Source organism: Pseudomonas sp. 43A (assembly GCF_013363935.1).
Lineage (GTDB): Bacteria > Pseudomonadota > Gammaproteobacteria > Pseudomonadales > Pseudomonadaceae > Aquipseudomonas > Aquipseudomonas crudilactis.
In genome coordinates this window covers 365001-384308 of sequence record NZ_CP054880.1, presented here as the reverse complement: position 1 = coordinate 384308, position 19308 = coordinate 365001, and the positions used below count along the sequence as shown (strand labels likewise).

The window sequence follows — 19308 nt, the reverse complement described above, 5'->3', positions numbered from 1 at the left end:
CGCGTGCTCCTAGTTAGTCGTCTCGACCGGGAAACCTTCGGCCTGCATTTTCTTCAACACATCCTGCCAGCGTGACAGGCGTTTGGTATCACCGACCTTCTTGTTGCCCTTGGCCCCCGGCAGGTACAACCCTTCAGCATTGAAAGAGTAGACCGGCAGCAAATCGGTTCGCTGCGACGCCGGCTGGATCGGGTCGATCAGGCTGTCGAGCACCAGCGGCATGGCATCGGGGGTGGCATAGTAAGTCAGGACCATGTGCGCGCGGTTCTGACGCAACGCCTTGACGTAGGTGATGCGCAGTTTGTCACTGGAAACCCCGAGGTGGCGCAGGCTGAAATACTTGGCGATCGCGTAGTCTTCGCAGTCGCCGGCGCCCTTCCACAGCGCTTCGATGGGGGTTTCCCAATAATCGACCTCGTGCCACAGGTCGATGTCTTCGACGTAGCGCACCTGTTTGTTAAAGAACAGGTTCACCACTTTGAGTTTTTCCATTTCGCTGACCTGTTTCTGCGTGGCCAAGAGATTCTGCCAGGCATCGATACGCTGTTGGCCGGCACCCAGCGGCCCGTAGAGTGCCGTGGCTTTGCGGCTGATCGTGGAAAAATCCCAATCGGCATGCAGACCGCCCAGCATCATGCCGGCCAGCAACAATGCGCAGCCTAGCCAGCGCAGCGTCCGGGGGATCGCGAAACGTACCGCCACAGCAGGTTTCCAGAGGGCAGGAAGGAAAGCGTTTGATGGTGAAGCTTAGCCCGGCAAAAAACAATGGCACCATGAGATCATCCTCGGCGCGCTAAACTTCACTGGGCACCACGATGTTCTACAAGGTTTGACAACCTGTAGAGCAATCACTAGTGTCATTTGGATCCAAATCAGGCCGACATACAGGGTGCGTAGTCGTGACACAGAAGCCCAAACCGCTGCACAGCATTAAAGTCGACGGACCGATTCCTGCGCATCTGGCCCGTTCAGTGATCGAAGAAACCCTGCGCTCGGCGATCCTCGATGGGCGTCTGCCCTGCGGCACGGCGCTGCGTCAGCAGGATCTGGCCGACCTGTTCGGCGTCAGCCGCATGCCAGTGCGCGAAGCTTTGCGCCAGCTCGAGGCCCAGGAACTGCTCAGCGTTACCGCGCATAAAGGTGCGGTGGTTGCACCGTTGATTCAGGGCGATGCCACTGAAACCTACGAATTGCGCATCCTGCTCGAATCCGAAGCCATGCGGCAGTCGATTCCGCTGTTGACGGCAGCGGATCATGCACGCGCGTCCGCTTACATCGAAGAGCTGGAAGCGCAACACGACTACACGGAAATCGGCCGGCTCAACCGTTTGTTCCACATGGCCCTGTACAGCAAGGCGCCCAACCAACGCTTGCTACGCCTGGTCGAAGACGGACTCAACGAAGAGGAACGCTTCCTGCGTTTCAATCTTGAGGCCATGGGCCTGGGCAAATTGTCCCAGGACGATCACCGGGCGATGCTGCAAGCGGTGCAGGATCGCGACACTGACCGGTCGATCAAACTCCTTGAGCAACACCTCAATCGGGGCGTCGAGGTTATTACCCGCTATCTCGCCACCCCCGCCGCACAAAGCCGCCAAGCCGCGCGCTGAACGCGTACCTGCCCGCGAATCACCCTCTTACAAATCCCCAAGCGATCTGCCAGCCCTCGGGTGGGCGGATCCGCGTGCCCGCTCTAACCTCCCCGCGCCGCTGAGTCCGAAATTTGCACCTTGCCGGTGACGAATCGGTAATAGCCGTGGCGCTCATTTACCCGCACTCTTGGACGGCCAACCCCATAAAGAACGGGCGACGCGCCGCCCTGACGGCGCAGTCCCCGCACCAGGAACCTACGGAAGGAGCCTTGCCACGGGAAAAAGGAAGTCATGGCGCGGGGTCACGGCCAACTTCCGCCCTTTTAAATCATTCAACTCTTATTACTGAAAAGTTGCTTCGAGTGAGGCATTCACTCTTGTCGATCAATTTTGGCCGTTATTCGCCGAAAGGAGCTTCTACGCCTAAATAAAACTTCCGCCAGAAGTTTTATCGGTATTACTCAACTTCAAAAAACAGCCAACTTAAAATAATTAAAAATGTACTTGTTAAACACTTTGTCGGTGTATTAGTTTTTCTTCGCCAAGTGTGAACTTCACCGTTCACTTCGGCAGCGGCCCAATGCCTGCGGCACAGCAGCAGCGCATTAGGGGCTGGCATGTCAGCGCTATATCAGCTCCGTACTTACCTTGCAGAAAGAAGGTTGTCGTTCGCCGAAAGAAAACAAGCAAGTCGTCGTTTCATTGTTTGCGCAGTTGCCAGAACAGTTCCATTCAACATCAACGATAAAGGACATCATGATGCCCAATAAGAACCAACTCGCCCTGAAGAAAGCCGAACTTAGCATTCACCCGATCTTTTCCGAGATCACATCGTTATCGGTGTTGCAACGTTTCATGGAAACCCACGTATTTGCCGTGTGGGATTTCATGTCGCTGACCAAACGCCTGCAGCAGGAGCTGACCTGCACGCGGTTGCCGTGGTTACCGCCGCGCGATCCTCACGCCGCCCGGTTGATCAACGAGATCGTTCTCGGCGAGGAGTCGGATGATCGTCTGACGGAAGGTCATTACAGCCATTTCGAGTTGTACCTGGATGCCATGCGCGAAATCGGCGCGAATACCACCGCCGTGGAGCGCTTTGTCGCGCTGCAACAGGAAGGTGTGAGCTATGACGTCGCGCTGCAAAGCGTCGAAGTTGATCCGGCCGCCGCGCAGTTTGTCCGCGACACCTTGCGTACCGCCCTGCATGCACCGGGACACAGTGTGGCGGCGGCGTTTCTGCATGGTCGCGAGAGCGTGATCCCGAGCATGTTCCAGCGCATTCTTGACGATTGGGGCATCGGAATCGAGCAAGCGCCGACCTTCCGCTATTACCTGGAGCGCCACATCGAAGTCGACTCCGAAGATCACGGCCCGGCGGCGGAGCACCTTCTCGCGCGCCTGGTCGACGGCGATCCGCAGCGCCAGGCCGAAGTCTACGCCAGCGCCATTGCCGCCGTGGAAAGCCGAATCGCCTTGTGGGACGGCCTGCGCCTGAGCATGCGCGAACCATTGGCGGAGGTGGCCCAATGAACGCCGCCGACTATCAATCCTTTGCCGACGCCTGGGAGAACCGCGCGACCATCCGCACTCGCCCGCGGCGCGTGCTCGAAGACGACGAGCGCCTGATCTATCCGCTCAGCCGCCAGCCGCTGGTGCTCAGCGAAACCTTCCTGCGCGAGTGCCCGCAACAACGTGATTTCGCCTTGGTGCAGACGTTGTACAAATTCATCAACGATGTGGTGATTTTCGAAACCGAGATCGTCGATAAAACCGCGCGCAGCATCGCCAAGAATCGCTTCGCCGTGGCCTTCCCGTTTGCCTGTCGTTACGACGCGATGACCGTGGTGGTCGACGAGGATTATCACGCGCTGGTGGCGATGGATTTCATGCAGCAAACGGTGGCGATGACCGGTATCGAACCGATTCAGTTGCCCGATGAAATCGAGCTGAGCCGGGCGATTCCCGCCGCTGTTGCGCTGGCACCCGAGCACCTGCGTAGCGCGGTGGAACTGGTTTGCGTGGCCATCGCCGAAAACACCGTGACCGGTGATGTCGCCGCGTTCGCTCGCGACGACACGGTCAAGCCGTCGATCAAAGGCCTGATGGCCGATCACCTGCTCGATGAAGGTCGTCATTCGAGCTTCTGGGCGCGGATGGTGCGCATCTATTGGCACACCGCCAGCGCGGCGGATCGCGAAACCATCGCGCAAATCCTGCCGGTGTTCATCGGCCATTACCTGACCAACGACATCCAGAAAGCCTTCGACCTGCGCTTGATCGATGCGCTGCCGGTCAGCGAGGCCACGCGCCGCTCGCTCCGGGATGAAATGACCGGGCTGGCGTTCCCGATCAATCGCCACCATCCGCTGGTGGGCAACATCGTCAAGTTCTTCCACAACAGCTCGCTGCTCGACACGCCCTGCGTGCAGCACGCCCTGCGTGACTACCTGGTTTGACAAGGAGGCCGACATGAAACGTCTCGACATTTTACTGATTGGCGCCAGCCAGGCCATGACCGACCTGGCGCTGGAGCTTGAACAACACGGCCACACATTGCAGCGCAGCGGCGTTCCGGCAGCGACGGTGGACTTGATCATCGACGATGGCTTTATCGGCGCTGGCGATGGCTGCGCAATCCCGCACCTGCATCTGCGCTTGGGTATCAATGCGCACAGCAAAGCCGGTTTACCTTCACTCGATCTGCTGTGCTTCCTCGGCTCGTCACTGATCAGCCGCGTGCCGATTGCCGATGAGCCGTCCGGCAATGGTCAGTCACTGCGCCAGCGAGCACTGACGCAGGTGGTCGACGAAGTGACGTTGCTGGTCAGTCGCTTCTCTCGTGATGCTGACTATTTTCAGCAGGCTGCGTCGGTGCCGGTGGCGGATTTCGAGCGGATGGAAGACCTGCTGTTCCTCGACAGCCTGGCGTACATCCATCGCCTCAACGACACGGCGAATCCGACGCTGCTGGAACAGGCGCAGATCCCGGCAATCGAACGCCTGCAACAGAGCCTGATCCATCACGCCGAACGACCTGCACTGCACCTCGCCGAACAGTCGATCAGCTATCGGCAATTGCACGCCCACAGTCGCGCGATCCAACAGCGCTTGCTGCCCTTGCTCGAGCAACATCCGCAGCCGTGGGTGGTCGGTATCTGCCTGCCGAAGAGTCCGGCGTTGTTCGCTTCGATTCTGGCGATCCTCGGCAGCGGCGCGGTGTACCTGCCGCTGGAGCCGAGCCATCCGTTGCAGCGCCAGCAATACATTCTGCAAAACGCCGGCGCGTCGCTGTTGTTGCATGATGGCGAGCATCCGCTCAGCGCCACCATGGCTGGGCTGGATGTCACCCGCATCGAGAGCTCAGCGGCCGATCTCAGCCAGCCGTTGATGCGCAGCCGCCCAGACCTTGATGCCCCGTGCATGGCGCTCTATACCTCGGGCACCACCGGGCATCCAAAGGGCGTATTGCTCAGCCAGACCAACCTCGCGCACTTCACCGCGTGGTACGCCGATTACGTGCAGTTGCAGGCCGAGAGTCGAGTCTTGCAGTTCTCATCGCTGAGCTTCGACTCATCACTGATCGACATCTTCCCGACCCTGCTCGAAGGCGCCGAACTGGTGGTGCCCGACGACACCCAACGGCGCGATCCGCTGCAACTGGTCGCGCTGATCCGCCGCCGGCAACTGACCCACGCCTTCCTGCCGCCAGCGCTGTTGAGCATCCTGCCGCTGGAGCAGTTGGAGGGTGTGCAAGTGATGACCGGCGGCGATGTCTGCGAGCCGTTCGTCATCGAGCAACTGACCCGTCAGGGCACGCTGCACAACCTTTACGGACCGACCGAAGCCACGGTGCTGATCACTGCGCGTCAGCTGATACCCGGTGACAGCAATCGCAGCCTCGGCGCGCCGATCGCCAACAGCCAGGTGCTGATTCTCGATGACGATTTGCAACCGCTGCCGCAGAACACCGTCGGCGAATTGTTCATCGTCGGCCCCGGCGTCTGCCTCGGTTATCTGAACAATCCACAGCAGACCGCCGAGCGTTATCTGATCTTGAATCTGCCGGACGGGCAGACGTTGCGCGCCTACCGCAGCGGCGACATGGCCAGGTGGGGCGAGCACGGTATCGAGCTGTGCGGGCGGCGCGACAATCAGGTAAAAATCCGCGGCTTCCGGGTCGAGCCGGAAGAGATCGAACGCTGCCTGCGCGAGAGCCAGTTGTACCGGCAAGTGGCGGTGGTGATCGACAGTCAGCGGCGCATTCTGGCTTTCCTCGCCCAGCCACAATCAGACACCGCGCGCGAAGCATTGAAGGCTCACGCCCGGCAGTTTTTGCCCGACTACATGCAACCCGTGGCGTGGACTGAGCTGCCGAGCATGCCGTTCGCCAGCAACGGCAAGGTCGACCGTAAAGCACTGCTGCAACTGCCGGTAAATGTGCAGGACAGCGGGCCGAAATGCCTGCCGGCGAATGCTGATGAAGCACTGCTGCTGGAGGTCTGGACGGAATTGCTGGAGTTACCGACCAACGACATTTCCACCGACGAAAGCTTCTTCAATCTCGGTGGCCACTCGATTCTGCTGTCGCGGATGTTGCTGCGTTTGCGTGAGGAATTCGGTCGCAGCATTTCGATCAATCGCTTCATCGAACTGCCGACCATCATCAAACTCGCAACGCTGGTGCGCGGCACCGATGACAACGCGGTGCTCAGCGCTCAGGCCATGGCCGACGCCGAACGTGCGCTGGACATCGAACCGCTCCCCATCAGCCGCATGGGCGATGTGCATAAAGTCATCGTTACTGGTGCCAACAGCTTTGTCGGTGTGCACATCGTCGAGGCGCTGCTTGGTTGGGGCGCCAGCGAAGTGGCGTGTCTGGTGCGCGACGGCGGCGGCAAAACGGCGGTGCAACGCTTTGCCGAGGCACTGCGGGAAAACCGTCTGGAGCATCTGGATCTGAGCCGGGTGCGGGTTTACGCGGCGGATATTACGCGTCCGCAGTTGGGCCTGAATGATGAAGACTATCAGCGCCTCGATTGCGAGTTCGGCGCACTGGTGCACAACGCCGCCAACGTCAATCACGTCCTCGATTACGAGTCGCTGGCGGCGGACAACGTCGAACCAATTTTCGCCCTGCTGCGCTTGTGCGAAGGGCGGAGCAAAAAGGTCTTCAACTTCGTCTCGACGCTGTCGGCTTCAAGCACGGTCGATGATGCGGGGCGAGTGCTGGAATTGCCTGCCGCGCTGACGCCACCGATCTACATCCGCAACGGCTACAACCTGTCGAAATGGGTCGCTGAACGCATCCTTGAACGGGCGCGCGAACGCGGCGTTCGGGTCAATCTTTATCGCCCCGGCAACATCAGCTTCAACAGCTTGAGCGGCGTATGCCAACCGCACAAAAACCGTTTGATGTTGATGCTCAAGGGCTCGATCCAGCTCGGTCAGGTGCCAGCCTTCGCGCTGAATTTCGACCTGATGCCGGTGGACTTTCTCGCCCGTTTCATCGCCTTCCACGCCAGCCGTTATTCACCCGAGCGGGCGGTGTTCAACCTGCACAACCCCGAGCCGCTGAGCTGGGACGCCTACGTCGCTTCGTTCCGCGAAACCGGCAGCGAGTTCGCGCTGGTCAGCGTTGCCGACTGGCAGCAGCAACTGAACCGGGTCGACGCCGATAACGCGCTGTTCGGCGTACTCGGTTTCTACCTCAACGGCTTTGAAGAAGACATCGGCGACATCTCTCTGATCGGCCACGCCAACGCTGAAGCCGGCGTGCAGCAAATGGGCGCGCACTACCCGCAGAAATCTCCGGCGCTGCTGCGTCGCGGCTGCGACTACCTGAAGCAAATCAACTTCATCTGAAGCCATAAGAAAGGAGCAACACCATGAGCAATCTGCAACCCGACACCCTGATCAAAAACCCGCACGGCTGCCACGTTGTATCGTCGGTGGAAGTGCCCGCAGACGCGGCGCAAGTCTGGGCGGTGGTCGGCGACTTCAGCGCTTTCGACCGTTTCATCCCGGCGCTGTCGCACATCGAAATGACCGGTGAGGGCGTGTCCTCACTGCGCAAGAAGTTCTTCAAGGATGGCAACGTGGTGGTCGAGCAACTCAACTCCCGCGATGAGCAGGCGCGGAGCATGACCTGGACGACGATTTACAACACCTTGGGGGTGGCGAATCTGTGGGCGGCGATGAATGTGGAAGCGCTGGGCGCAGGCAAGTCCCGGGCGACGTGGACGATCATTGCCGAGCCGGCTTCGGGGGGTGAAGAGGCGTTGCCGGGGTTCAAGGATTTTGTGCAGGGGTTTGCGGATGATGCGATGGGGAATGTGCTGAAGCTGTTTGTTTAAAGCTTGAGTTCGGCGGTGAGTTGTAGACCGCTATCGCGAGCAGGCTCACTCCTACAGTTGATCGGGTTCCTTCAGATGGAACCCGGTTTAATTTGTAGGAGTGAGCCTGCTCGCGATGAACGATAACGCGGTCTGACTTGAGGTCAGATCTTGAAGCTGTCGACCAATTGCTTCAGGCGGTTGGCCTGCTGCGACAACGCATCACAATCCTTCAATGTTTCATTGAGGTTGGCCACGCTCTGCTGGTTCAGCAGGTTGATCTGGTTAACGTCGACGTTGAGGGTTTCCACCACGGCGGTCTGCTCTTCGGTCGCCGCTGCCACCGACTGGTTCATCCCGTCGATTTCGCCGATACGCTGGGTCACGCTGACCAGACGCAAACCGGCCTGGTTGGCCACTTCCACGCTCTGTTCACTGGACGCCTGACTGGCGTTCATCGTAGTCACCGCTTCACGCGAACCGATCTGCAGCGAGGTGATCATTTTGTGGATCTCTTCGGCCGATTCCTGGGTGCGGTGCGCGAGGTTTCGCACCTCGTCCGCCACCACGGCAAAACCACGCCCGGCTTCACCGGCACGCGCCGCCTCGATCGCGGCGTTGAGCGCCAGCAGGTTGGTCTGTTGCGAAATGCCTTTGATCACATCGAGGATGTGGCCGATGTTGTCGGTGCTGGCGTTCAGGGTTTCGATCTGCGTGCACGACAGGCTGATCTTCTGCGACAGCTCAGTCATCGCCAGAATGGTTTGCTCGACCACCTGACGCCCGTCATCGGCCTGCTCGCTGGCGCCGCTGGCGTGTTGCGAAGCATCGGCAGCGTTGCGGGCGATTTCCTGAGTAGCAGCGCCCAGTTCGTTGATCGCCGCAGCGACGCTGTTGGTGCGTGCGCTTTGCTCATCGGAACCGATTATCGAAGCGTTGGACGACGCCATCACCCGTTGCGAAAGGTCATGCACATGACGGGTCGCCGAGGACACCTCGGAAATCGACGCGTGAATCCGTTCAACGAACTGGTTGAACGCGCTGCCCAATTCACCGAACTCGTCTTTGCTTTCTACTACCAGACGGCGAGTCAGGTCGCCTTCACCCTGAGCAATGTCCTGCATCGCGCGGCCCATGGTGGTCAGCGGACGCATCAGGACGTTGATCAACAGGCTCAGCAGCAGCGCAATCGCTGCCACCGCGACAAACATCGCGATCAGTGCCGATGTGCGGAATTGGCTGAGTGCGGCGTAGGCTTTATCGCGATCAATCGACAGACCGATGTACCACTGCGCATTCGGCAGGTCACTGACCGGGGTGAACGACAGAATGCGTTCCTGGCCATTGAGCACGACGTTCTGGTTGCCCTTCTCGATGCGCACGCTGGCGTTCGGGTAGATGTCTTTCAGGTTTTTCATGACCTGATCTTTGTCTGGGCTGACGATCACCTGACCGTCGGCGCTGACCAGGAACGCATGGCCGAGGCCACCGAAGTCCACCGAGTTGATGATCTTCACCAAGGTTTCCAGGCTCAGGTCACCACCGACCACACCGAGCAGCTCGCCGTTCTTTTTCACCGGCATGGCGATGGTCACCACCAGCCCGCCAACGGCAGCCATGTACGGCGGCGTCAGCATGGTTTTGTCAGCCACCACGGCTTGCTTGTACCAAGGGCGCTGACGCGGGTCATAGCCGTCCGGCATCTTCGCGTCAGGGCGCTGGGTGAACACACCGTTGGCCTGGCCGACGTAGGTGAACTGGAAGTTCGAGGTGAAGGCCGGTTGATCGACCAGCCCCGGGAAGTCCGCGTTCTTGCCCTGATGGGCAACGTTCTGCGCGAGGTTTTCCAGCACCAGAATCCGCCCGCTCATCCAGTTCTGCACGCTGCTGGCGGTCAGATCACCGGCCTGCTGCACAGAGGACTGGAGGTTCTGGCGAATGGTGTTTCGCTGCAGATAATCGTTGTAGAGGGTGAACAGCGCGAACGCCAGGACCACGACGCCCGAGGCGGCCAACAGGATTTTATGGCTGAACTTGAGATTCATTTCATGGGACTTCTTATGACAAAAGTGGGGATGCGTTCCGGATGCAACATCCATGTACAGCGCAGGCAGCGTTCTTCTGGCCGCTCTACTTTGGTGCACGCATGTCTCACCAGTCTGTCGGCACGTGTCGGAGAAATCTTAGGGCTGTGCGGGAAATGGATGGCATTTCTGGCGAATTCCCGCCGAACGGCGTACTAGAGCGGCTGGCAGCCGGTTTTTTATGAGCGTTGTATCAGTGGCAGTTGCAAATTCTGCAACCCTTGATGACAATGCGAGTAATTATCATTTGTGACGTTCGCGTTCATGTCCTCACCTGAGTTTGCAGTACAGGCGCTTTACAGTAGTCATCACGGCTGGCTCAACGCTTGGCTGCGCGCGCGGCTGGGCAACGCGGCAGATGCGGCAGATCTGGCCCAGGATACTTTCGTACGCCTGTTGCAACGCACCGAACGCCTCGAACTCAAAGCACCTCGCGCCTTTCTGCGCACGATTGCGCGTGGGCTGGTGATCGATCATTGGCGTCGCGAGGAAATCGAACGCGCCTATCTTGAAACGATCGCCCATTTGCCTGAAGCAGAAACACCGAGTGCCGAAGCCCGGGCGCTGGTGATCGAATTGCTGGAGAGCATCGCGCGGATGCTTGAAGGACTGAAGCCGAAAGTGCGTCAGGCCTTTCTGCTGGCGCAGTGCGAAGGGTTGACACACAAGCAGATCGCCGAGCAGATGGGACTGTCGTTGCGTTCGGTGGAACGTTATGTCGCCGATGCGCTGTATCACTGTTATGTGCTGCGGTACGAAAGCTGATGCCTGTGGATAGCGCCGCACTCGGTCGCCGTGCCGAGCCTCAGCAACAAGTGGTCAAACAAGCCATTCATTGGCTGCTGCGCCTGCGCAATAACCATGGCAATTCGCGGTTGAACCGCCAGTGCGAACAGTGGCGCGCCGAACACCATGAACATGAATTGGCCTGGCAGCGGGTGCAGTCGCTGCAAGCCGAACTGAACAACAACCTGCGCGCGGTGCCCGGCGCGCATGTGGCATTCAATACACTGGAAAACAGTGCCCAGGGTCTGGGCCGGCGACAGGCGTTGAAGCTATTGTCCGGCGTATTGCTGATGGGCTCCGCCGCCTGGCTGGCCAAGGACACTGCCGTGTGGCAGCAATGGAGTGCCGATTACGCTACGGCAACTGGCGAGCGGCGCGGCTTCCAGTTGCCGGATGGCACGCGGATCGAGTTGAACACTGCCAGCGCGGTGGATCTGGATTACACGGCGCAACAGCGCCTGATCAAACTGACTCGCGGGGAAATCATTGTCACGTGTGGTGGCTCCGACGAGGGCGCGCCGACTGATCGGCCGCTGCGTGTACAAAACCGTCACGGCACTTATGAGCCCGTCCACGCCCGATTCATCCTGCGCCAGGACAATGATTGCACGCGGCTCAGCGTCACCCATGGCCAGGTGGCCATCCACTCCGGCGGCACTTCGGTAGACGCACTCGCCGGGCAGAGTTATCTGATCGACCACCACCAGGTACGCCCGGCCCCGACGCTGGATATGGACGCTGGCGCGTGGGTCGATGGCTTGATCGTCACGCGCAACATGCGTTTGGGTGACTTTCTCGCCGAAGTCGCGCGTTATCGTCAGGGCTTTCTGAACTGTGCTTCGCAAGTGGCGGAACTGCGCCTGTCCGGCGTATTCCGTCTGGAAGACACCGACAAACTGCTGGCGATTCTGCCGCAGACGTTGCCGGTGCAATTGCGCTATCGCACGCGTTGGTGGGTGACCCTGGAACGCGCGGTTTAAAATTTTTTGGCGGGTTTTTGCAGCCAGTCCGGCTTAGTCAGTAAGCACTTCAACTCAAGCGTTTGCGACTTCCTACGGAAACCTACAATGACTGTCCGCGCCACCTGTAAGAACTCTCCGAATTTCACTGCCGAATCGGTACTGTTGCGCCACGCCATCAGGGCTGCGCTGTTTTCGACGGCACTGGGCGTTGGTGTGATGCCTTCCTTGAGCATGGCGGCAAATCCCGCAGCCAGTGCAGTCAGCCACCGCTACAGCGTTGCTGCTGGCCCTCTCGGTGACGCACTGAATCAATTTGCCCGTCAGGCTGGCATCACGTTGTCGATGACGCCGCAGCAAACTCAGGGACTGCAATCGCCGGGTGTACAGGGTGAGTACTCGACCGATCAGGCGCTGAGCCATTTGCTCGGCGGTTCGGGTCTGGACGCGGTCAGTCAGGATGGCAGCAGCTATATCCTGCGTCCGCTCGCCGAATCCGCCGCGCTGGCCTTGCCGACGACGGACATCAAAGGCTTTGCCCTCGGCAACGCATTGGGCAGCACGGATGGTTACAACGCCACTCACAGCCAGATCGCCACCAAGACCAGTACCGCGTTGCTGGAAACTTCGCAAAGCGTGTCGGTGGTCACTCGCGAGCAAATGGACGATCAGGGGTCGCAGACTGTCTCGCAAGCGATGCGCTACTCCCCGGGCGTGCTGACCAATCCGTACGGCGCAACGCATCGCTATGACTACGTGGCAATGCGCGGCTTCAACGACGGCTCGGTGGACAACATCTACCTCGACGGCCTCAAGTCGATGGGCGACAGCGGCACTTACAGCACCATGCAGGTCGATCCGTATTTCCTTGAGCGCGTGGATATTCTCAAGGGGCCGTCATCGGTGCTGTACGGCCGCAGTTCGCCGGGCGGTCTGGTGGCACTGACCAGCAAGAAACCGTTGTACGAGGCTTACCATCAAGTGCAAGCCACGGTCGGCACGCAGGGTCAGCGCGGGGTCGGTTTTGACTTCAGCGGCCCGGTCGATGACGACAAGCGTATTGCCTATCGTCTGACCGGCTTAACGGATCAGTCCGACACTCAGTTCGACCACAACAAGGAAAAGCGCTTCGCCCTCGCACCGACCCTCAGCATTGATTTCAGTGAAGACACTTCGCTGACCTTGCAGGCTTATCTGCAACATGATCCGGACGGTGGCTACCACGGCGGCGTACCGGCCGACGGCACAATTCATCAGCGCAATGGCAACCGCATCTCGCCACACTTTTTCGAAGGTGAGCCAGGCATCGATGGTTATTCGCGCGATCAGCAATCATTCGGTTATCAATTTGAACATCGCTTCAACGACGTCTTCACCGCGCGACAGAACTTTCGTTATCTCGATTCCAAAGTGAACATGGATCAGGTCTACGCGTATGGCTGGACCTCGCCAACCAGCAACGAGCTGAACCGCTACTACACCGGCGGTGATGAGCGCCTGCATGCGTTTATCGTCGATAACATGCTTCAGGCTGAATTTTTCACCGGTGCGACCAAACACACTGTGCTGATGGGTGCCGACTACCAGCGGCGCAAAACCGTGGTTGACTGGACCAGCGGCGGTCTTGCACCAATCAATGCGTTCAACCCGCTGTACGGCAACTCGGCAATCGATATGTACGGCAAGACCAGCTACCTGCGCCGTCTGGAGCAGACCGGGGTTTACCTGCAAGACCTGATCGAGATGGACAAGTGGCGTTTCTCGCTGGGCCTGCGTCAAGACTGGGTCGAGACTTCGGACGAAAATCGTATCGCTGAAGCAGGGCGCCCGCTTGGCACAGAGATCAATGATCGCCGCACCAAACTCACCGGCCGTGCTGGCGCGTTGTACTTGTACGATAACGGTTTGGCGCCGTACATCAGCTACTCCGAATCGTTTAACCCGAACTCCTATGCCGACAGCGCCGGTAATCCTTTGGCACCTACCGACGGTACGCAGTGGGAAGTCGGTTTGAAGTATCAGCCGCCGGGCACTGACAACTTGTTTACTGCGTCGCTGTTCCGCATCGATCAGGAAAATCTGGCGACCAAACTGCCGCAGGAAAACTTTTATCGCGCAGTAGGCGCTGTCCGCTCTCAAGGTCTGGAGCTGGAAGCGCACATGCAACTGACCGACAACCTCAAAGTCCTCGGCAGCTATACCTTCACCGATATCGAATACTCCAAGTCGATGGTCAGCACGTTGAGCACGCCGACCGATGTGATCGAGAACAAAGGCAACTCGCCGACGCAGGCGCCGCGTCATATGGCGTCATTGTGGGCTGACTACAAATTCGACAGCGCCGCGCTCGATGGCCTGCGCCTGGGTGGCGGTGTGCGATATGTCGGTTACAGCTGGGCTGATGCGGAAAACACCCTGAAGGTGCCTTCCTACACGCTATTTGATGCCTCGTTTGGCTATGACTTGGGCAAGGTCGGCTTGAAGGGCGTCGATGTGCGTCTGAACGCGAACAATCTGACCAATGAGTCCTATGTCGCCTCCTGCGCCAGTCTGAACTTCTGCTACATGGGCGAAGAGCGCAACGTCGCGGCGACGGTCAGCTACCAGTTCTAAGCCTTTGTCCTGTGCATAAAAAAGCCAGCCCCTGATGTTCCAGGAGCTGGCTTTGTCGTTTCTATGGGGAAATTCTCATGCGTGCGTTTCTGGTGTTGTTGCACCGTTATATCGGCTTGGCCACCGCAGTGTTTTTGCTACTCGCCGGCGTTACCGGGAGCATTCTCGCGTTCAATCATGAATTGGATGAATGGTTGAATCCGCAGTTTTATGCGGCGTCTGCACAGGGTTCTCGCCTGCCACCGGGCGAGTTGGTTGATGCAGTGCAATCTGCGCATCCAAAGCTGCAGGTCTGGTACATGGAGTATCCGCATGAGGCGGGGCATACCGCTCTACTGGCGGCTGTTCCACGTAATGATCCAGCGACCGGCAAACCATTTACCGAGCGTAGTCAGGTGTTCTATCTGGATCCGGTGAGCGCTGAGCAGATGGGTCAGCGTTATTGGGGAGAATGTTGTTTTGAACGGAAGAACTTTGTCCCGTTCATCCTGGAGTTTCACTACAACCTGACATTGCCGGGGAAATGGGGATTGTGGCTGATGGGGTTGGTGGCCGTTGCCTGGGTGATCGATTGCTTCGTTGCGCTGTGGCTGACATTGCCGCGAGGAAAACCATTCTGGAAGAAGTGGTCGACGGCCTGGAAGGTCAAGGGTGGGCATGCCTACCGGCTGAACTTCGATCTGCATCGTGCGGGGGGATTGTGGTTGTGGCTGTTGTTGCTGCCGATCGCCATCAGCAGCGTAGCGATGAACTTACCGAGTCAGCTGTTCAAGCCTGCGGTGTCGCTGTTTTCGCCGATTGAGCCGAGCGTCTATGAGGCTCGAGGGCGAATGCCTGTTGGTGATCTTGGGGTGACGCAGTTGAGTTACCAGCAAGCGTACGAAAGGGCACTACAGGAGGGAAAAAGGTTAGGACTGACTGCAGCGATCGGGGAGCTGTATTACAGCTTTGAGTACAACTTCTACGGCGCAGGATTCGGGCAGCACGACACTGAAGCACATGGCAAGTCCTGGTTGTTCGTTCATGGTACGGATGGGCGCTTGTTAGGGCAGGAGATCGCAGGACAGGGGACGTTAGGAGAACAGTTTTACCGGTTGCAGTTACCGATACACGGAGGACGGATCATTGGGGTTACAGGGCAAGTAATGATCGCGGTGTTAGGTGTTTTGATTGCGGGGTTGTCAGGTACTGGCGTCTATATCTGGTGGCGCAAATGGCAGGCTCGACGTATCAGCAAGGCACGCAAAGCAGTTTGATGATTGGTTTTACATGCCCTGAAATAACAAAACCCCTGTCTGCGTTAGCAGACAGGGGTTTCGGAATTCAATCTTGACGATGACCTACTCTCACATGGGGAAACCCCACACTACCATCGGCGATGCATCGTTTCACTGCTGAGTTCGGGATGGGATCAGGTGGTTCCAACGCTCTATGGTCGTCAAGAAATTCTGTATCTGGCTTGTCAACACGGTAACAAGCCAGCAAAAACGGATACTTCTACTAAAACAAAACCCCAACTGCTTTCGCAATTGGGGTTTCGGAATTTAATCTTGACGATGACCTACTCTCACATGGGGAAACCCCACACTACCATCGGCGATGCATCGTTTCACTGCTGAGTTCGGGATGGGATCAGGTGGTTCCAACGCTCTATGGTCGTCAAGAAATTCGGGTACCGAATCGTGGCCAGTTGGCCTCGCTTCAGCAAATTGGGTATGTGACAGCTTTCGGTGTTTGTGAACATCGAACTTTCGGTTCGTTTCGTCTTCACACACCGCAATCTGGCTTTTAAGCGCAAATTGCTTGGGTGTTATATGGTCAAGCCTCACGGGCAATTAGTATTGGTTAGCTCAACGCCTCACAGCGCTTACACACCCAACCTATCAACGTCGTAGTCTTCGACGGCCCTTCAGGGAACTCAAGGTTCCAGTGAGATCTCATCTTGAGGCAAGTTTCCCGCTTAGATGCTTTCAGCGGTTATCTTTCCCGAACATAGCTACCCGGCAATGCCACTGGCGTGACAACCGGAACACCAGAGGTTCGTCCACTCCGGTCCTCTCGTACTAGGAGCAGCCCCTCTCAAATCTCAAACGTCCACGGCAGATAGGGACCGAACTGTCTCACGACGTTCTAAACCCAGCTCGCGTACCACTTTAAATGGCGAACAGCCATACCCTTGGGACCGGCTTCAGCCCCAGGATGTGATGAGCCGACATCGAGGTGCCAAACACCGCCGTCGATATGAACTCTTGGGCGGTATCAGCCTGTTATCCCCGGAGTACCTTTTATCCGTTGAGCGATGGCCCTTCCATACAGAACCACCGGATCACTAAGACCTACTTTCGTACCTGCTCGACGTGTCTGTCTCGCAGTCAAGCGCGCTTTTGCCTTTATACTCTACGACCGATTTCCGACCGGTCTGAGCGCACCTTCGTACTCCTCCGTTACTCTTTAGGAGGAGACCGCCCCAGTCAAACTACCCACCATACACTGTCCTCGATCCGGATAACGGACCTGAGTTAGAACCTCAAAGTTGCCAGGGTGGTATTTCAAGGATGGCTCCACGCGAACTGGCGTCCACGCTTCAAAGCCTCCCACCTATCCTACACAAGCAAATTCAAAGTCCAGTGCAAAGCTATAGTAAAGGTTCACGGGGTCTTTCCGTCTAGCCGCGGATACACTGCATCTTCACAGCGATTTCAATTTCACTGAGTCTCGGGTGGAGACAGCGCCGCCATCGTTACGCCATTCGTGCAGGTCGGAACTTACCCGACAAGGAATTTCGCTACCTTAGGACCGTTATAGTTACGGCCGCCGTTTACCGGGGCTTCGATCAAGAGCTTCGCGTTAGCTAACCCCATCAATTAACCTTCCGGCACCGGGCAGGCGTCACACCCTATACGTCCACTTTCGTGTTTGCAGAGTGCTGTGTTTTTAATAAACAGTCGCAGCGGCCTGGTATCTTCGACCGGCATGAGCTTACGGAGCAAGTCCTTCACCCTCACCGGCGCACCTTCTCCCGAAGTTACGGTGCCATTTTGCCTAGTTCCTTCACCCGAGTTCTCTCAAGCGCCTTGGTATTCTCTACCCAACCACCTGTGTCGGTTTGGGGTACGGTTCCTGGTTACCTGAAGCTTAGAAGCTTTTCTTGGAAGCATGGCATCAACCACTTCGTCACCCAAAGGGTAACTCGTCATCAGCTCTCGGCCTTAAGATCCCGGATTTACCTAAGATCTCAGCCTACCACCTTAAACTTGGACAACCAACGCCAAGCTGGCCTAGCCTTCTCCGTCCCTCCATCGCAATAACCAGAAGTACAGGAATATTAACCTGTTTTCCATCGACTACGCTTTTCAGCCTCGCCTTAGGGACCGACTAACCCTGCGTCGATTAACGTTGCGCAGGAAACCTTGGTCTTTCGGCGTGGGTGTTTTTCACACCCATTGTCGTTACTCATGTCAGCATTCGCACTTCTGATACCTCCAGCAAGCTTCTCAACTCACCTTCACAGGCTTACAGAACGCTCCTCTACCGCATCATCCGAAGATGATACCCGTAGCTTCGGTGTATGGTTTGAGCCCCGTTACATCTTCCGCGCAGGCCGACTCGACTAGTGAGCTATTACGCTTTCTTTAAAGGGTGGCTGCTTCTAAGCCAACCTCCTAGCTGTCTAAGCCTTCCCACATCGTTTCCCACTTAACCATAACTTTGGGACCTTAGCTGACGGTCTGGGTTGTTTCCCTTTTCACGACGGACGTTAGCACCCGCCGTGTGTCTCCCATGCTCGGCACTTGTAGGTATTCGGAGTTTGCATCGGTTTGGTAAGTCGGGATGACCCCCTAGCCGAAACAGTGCTCTACCCCCTACAGTGATACATGAGGCGCTACCTAAATAGCTTTCGAGGAGAACCAGCTATCTCCGAGCTTGATTAGCCTTTCACTCCGATCCACAGGTCATCCGCTAACTTTTCAACGGTAGTCGGTTCGGTCCTCCAGTTAGTGTTACCCAACCTTCAACCTGCCCATGGATAGATCGCCCGGTTTCGGGTCTATTCCCAGCGACTAGACGCCCTATTAAGACTCGCTTTCGCTACGCCTCCCCTATTCGGTTAAGCTCGCCACTGAAAATAAGTCGCTGACCCATTATACAAAAGGTACGCAGTCACAGAACAAAGTCTGCTCCCACTGCTTGTACGCATACGGTTTCAGGATCTATTTCACTCCCCTCTCCGGGGTTCTTTTCGCCTTTCCCTCACGGTACTAGTTCACTATCGGTCAGTCAGTAGTATTTAGCCTTGGAGGATGGTCCCCCCATATTCAGACAAAGTTTCTCGTGCTCCGTCCTACTCGATTTCATGACCAAGAGATTTTCGCGTACAGGGCTATCACCCACTATGGCCGCACTTTCCAGAGCGTTCCGCTAATCTCAAAGCCACTTAAGGGCTAGTCCCCGTTCGCTCGCCACTACTAAGGGAATCTCGGTTGATTTCTTTTCCTCAGGGTACTTAGATGTTTCAGTTCCCCTGGTTCGCCTCTTGCACCTATGTATTCAGTACAAGATAACCATCTTATGATGGCTGGGTTCCCCCATTCAGACATCTCCGGATCAAAGTCTGTTTGCCGACTCCCCGAAGCTTTTCGCAGGCTACCACGTCTTTCATCGCCTCTGACTGCCAAGGCATCCACCGTATGCGCTTCTTCACTTGACCATATAACCCCAAGCAATCTGGTTATACTGTGAAGACGACATTCGCCGAAAATTCGAATTTCTCAACTAAGAGAACTCACAAATTTTACCTTAGCCTGATCCGTTACCAGTGAAAGTAACGTTCAGTCTATCTTTCTATCACATACCCAAATTTTTAAAGAACGGTTCTGAAAAAGATCAGAGCTAACTATTCGATTCGAATATTTAGCTCTGCACTTTTACAAACGCATGA

At 57.3% G+C, this 19308-nt stretch carries 11 protein-coding genes and 3 rRNA genes; 9 read left to right on the top strand and 5 right to left on the bottom strand.

The window, feature by feature from the left end; all coding sequences use genetic code 11:
• Positions 1-9: 9 nt before the first annotated feature.
• Positions 10-702 carry a cysteine protease LapG gene (gene lapG / locus HUW52_RS01750; RefSeq protein WP_016987655.1) on the bottom strand — a complete coding sequence of 231 codons (693 nt, stop codon included), beginning with the start codon at positions 700-702 and terminating at the stop codon, positions 10-12.
• A gap of 197 nt (positions 703-899) precedes the next feature.
• On the opposite strand from lapG, the gene HUW52_RS01745 reads away from it, so the two are divergent.
• The 5 genes from HUW52_RS01745 (at position 900) to HUW52_RS01725 (ending at position 7948) form a co-directional block, all read left to right on the top strand.
• Positions 900-1610 carry a GntR family transcriptional regulator gene (locus tag HUW52_RS01745; RefSeq protein WP_175552812.1) on the top strand — a complete coding sequence of 237 codons (711 nt, stop codon included), beginning with the start codon at positions 900-902 and terminating at the stop codon, positions 1608-1610.
• Between the two features lie 741 nt (positions 1611-2351).
• Entirely contained in the window at positions 2352-3125 is a 774-nt protein-coding gene (locus HUW52_RS01740; RefSeq protein WP_371929233.1) for a DUF3050 domain-containing protein, read from the top strand.
• A complete protein-coding gene (locus HUW52_RS01735) occupies positions 3122-4051 on the top strand; it encodes a diiron oxygenase (protein ID WP_175552810.1) in 930 nt (309 codons plus the stop codon). The genes HUW52_RS01740 and HUW52_RS01735 overlap by 4 nt, the downstream gene beginning before the upstream one ends.
• A 13-nt stretch (positions 4052-4064) precedes the next feature.
• Positions 4065-7457 carry an amino acid adenylation domain-containing protein gene (locus HUW52_RS01730; RefSeq protein WP_175552809.1) on the top strand — a complete coding sequence of 1131 codons (3393 nt, stop codon included), beginning with the start codon at positions 4065-4067 and terminating at the stop codon, positions 7455-7457.
• A 23-nt stretch (positions 7458-7480) separates the two neighbouring features.
• Positions 7481-7948 (top strand): SRPBCC family protein, encoded by a 468-nt coding sequence (locus HUW52_RS01725; RefSeq protein ID WP_175552808.1) that lies wholly within the window; start codon positions 7481-7483, stop codon positions 7946-7948.
• A gap of 143 nt (positions 7949-8091) precedes the next feature.
• On the opposite strand, the gene HUW52_RS01720 is transcribed toward HUW52_RS01725, so the two are convergent.
• Positions 8092-9972: a methyl-accepting chemotaxis protein gene (locus tag HUW52_RS01720; protein ID WP_175552807.1), complete on the bottom strand. Its 1881-nt coding sequence runs from the start codon at positions 9970-9972 to the stop codon at positions 8092-8094.
• Between the two features lie 303 nt (positions 9973-10275).
• On the opposite strand from HUW52_RS01720, the gene HUW52_RS01715 reads away from it, so the two are divergent.
• The 4 genes from HUW52_RS01715 to HUW52_RS01700 all read left to right on the top strand — a co-directional run bounded on the left by HUW52_RS01715 (position 10276) and on the right by HUW52_RS01700 (position 15625).
• Positions 10276-10776, top strand: a complete 501-nt coding sequence (locus tag HUW52_RS01715; RefSeq protein WP_026000801.1) for a sigma-70 family RNA polymerase sigma factor — start codon at positions 10276-10278, stop codon at positions 10774-10776.
• The gene (locus HUW52_RS01710) at positions 10776-11777 is read left to right on the top strand and encodes a FecR domain-containing protein (RefSeq protein WP_175552806.1); all 1002 of its coding nucleotides are present in this window, start codon (positions 10776-10778) and stop codon (positions 11775-11777) included. Before HUW52_RS01715 ends, HUW52_RS01710 begins: the two co-directional genes overlap by 1 nt.
• A gap of 87 nt (positions 11778-11864) precedes the next feature.
• On the top strand, positions 11865-14369 hold the full coding sequence (locus HUW52_RS01705) for a TonB-dependent siderophore receptor (RefSeq protein WP_175552805.1): 2505 nt from the start codon (positions 11865-11867) through the stop codon (positions 14367-14369).
• 77 nt (positions 14370-14446) lie between these two features.
• Positions 14447-15625, top strand: coding sequence for a PepSY domain-containing protein (locus HUW52_RS01700; protein ID WP_175552804.1), 1179 nt, complete (start codon positions 14447-14449; stop codon positions 15623-15625).
• Between the two features lie 71 nt (positions 15626-15696).
• Here HUW52_RS01700 and rrf (HUW52_RS01695) read toward each other — a convergent pair.
• The 3 genes from rrf (HUW52_RS01695) to HUW52_RS01685 form a co-directional block, all read right to left on the bottom strand.
• A 5S ribosomal RNA gene (rrf, locus tag HUW52_RS01695) occupies positions 15697-15812 on the bottom strand.
• Positions 15813-15917: 105 nt separating this feature from the next.
• Positions 15918-16033, bottom strand: a 5S ribosomal RNA gene (rrf, locus tag HUW52_RS01690).
• Positions 16034-16183: 150 nt separating this feature from the next.
• Positions 16184-19077 (bottom strand): 23S ribosomal RNA (locus tag HUW52_RS01685).
• Positions 19078-19308 lie beyond the last annotated feature (231 nt).

Coding starts and splice junctions, on each gene's coding strand:
- HUW52_RS01740 (WP_371929233.1), top strand. CDS start 2,352: ATGCCCAATAAGAACCAACTCGCCCTGAAGAAAGCCGAACTTAGCATT.
- HUW52_RS01735 (WP_175552810.1), top strand. CDS start 3,122: ATGAACGCCGCCGACTATCAATCCTTTGCCGACGCCTGGGAGAACCGC.
- HUW52_RS01730 (WP_175552809.1), top strand. CDS start 4,065: ATGAAACGTCTCGACATTTTACTGATTGGCGCCAGCCAGGCCATGACC.
- HUW52_RS01725 (WP_175552808.1), top strand. CDS start 7,481: ATGAGCAATCTGCAACCCGACACCCTGATCAAAAACCCGCACGGCTGC.
- HUW52_RS01720 (WP_175552807.1), bottom strand. CDS start 9,972: ATGAATCTCAAGTTCAGCCATAAAATCCTGTTGGCCGCCTCGGGCGTC.
- HUW52_RS01715 (WP_026000801.1), top strand. CDS start 10,276: ATGTCCTCACCTGAGTTTGCAGTACAGGCGCTTTACAGTAGTCATCAC.
- HUW52_RS01710 (WP_175552806.1), top strand. CDS start 10,776: ATGCCTGTGGATAGCGCCGCACTCGGTCGCCGTGCCGAGCCTCAGCAA.
- HUW52_RS01705 (WP_175552805.1), top strand. CDS start 11,865: ATGACTGTCCGCGCCACCTGTAAGAACTCTCCGAATTTCACTGCCGAA.
- HUW52_RS01700 (WP_175552804.1), top strand. CDS start 14,447: ATGCGTGCGTTTCTGGTGTTGTTGCACCGTTATATCGGCTTGGCCACC.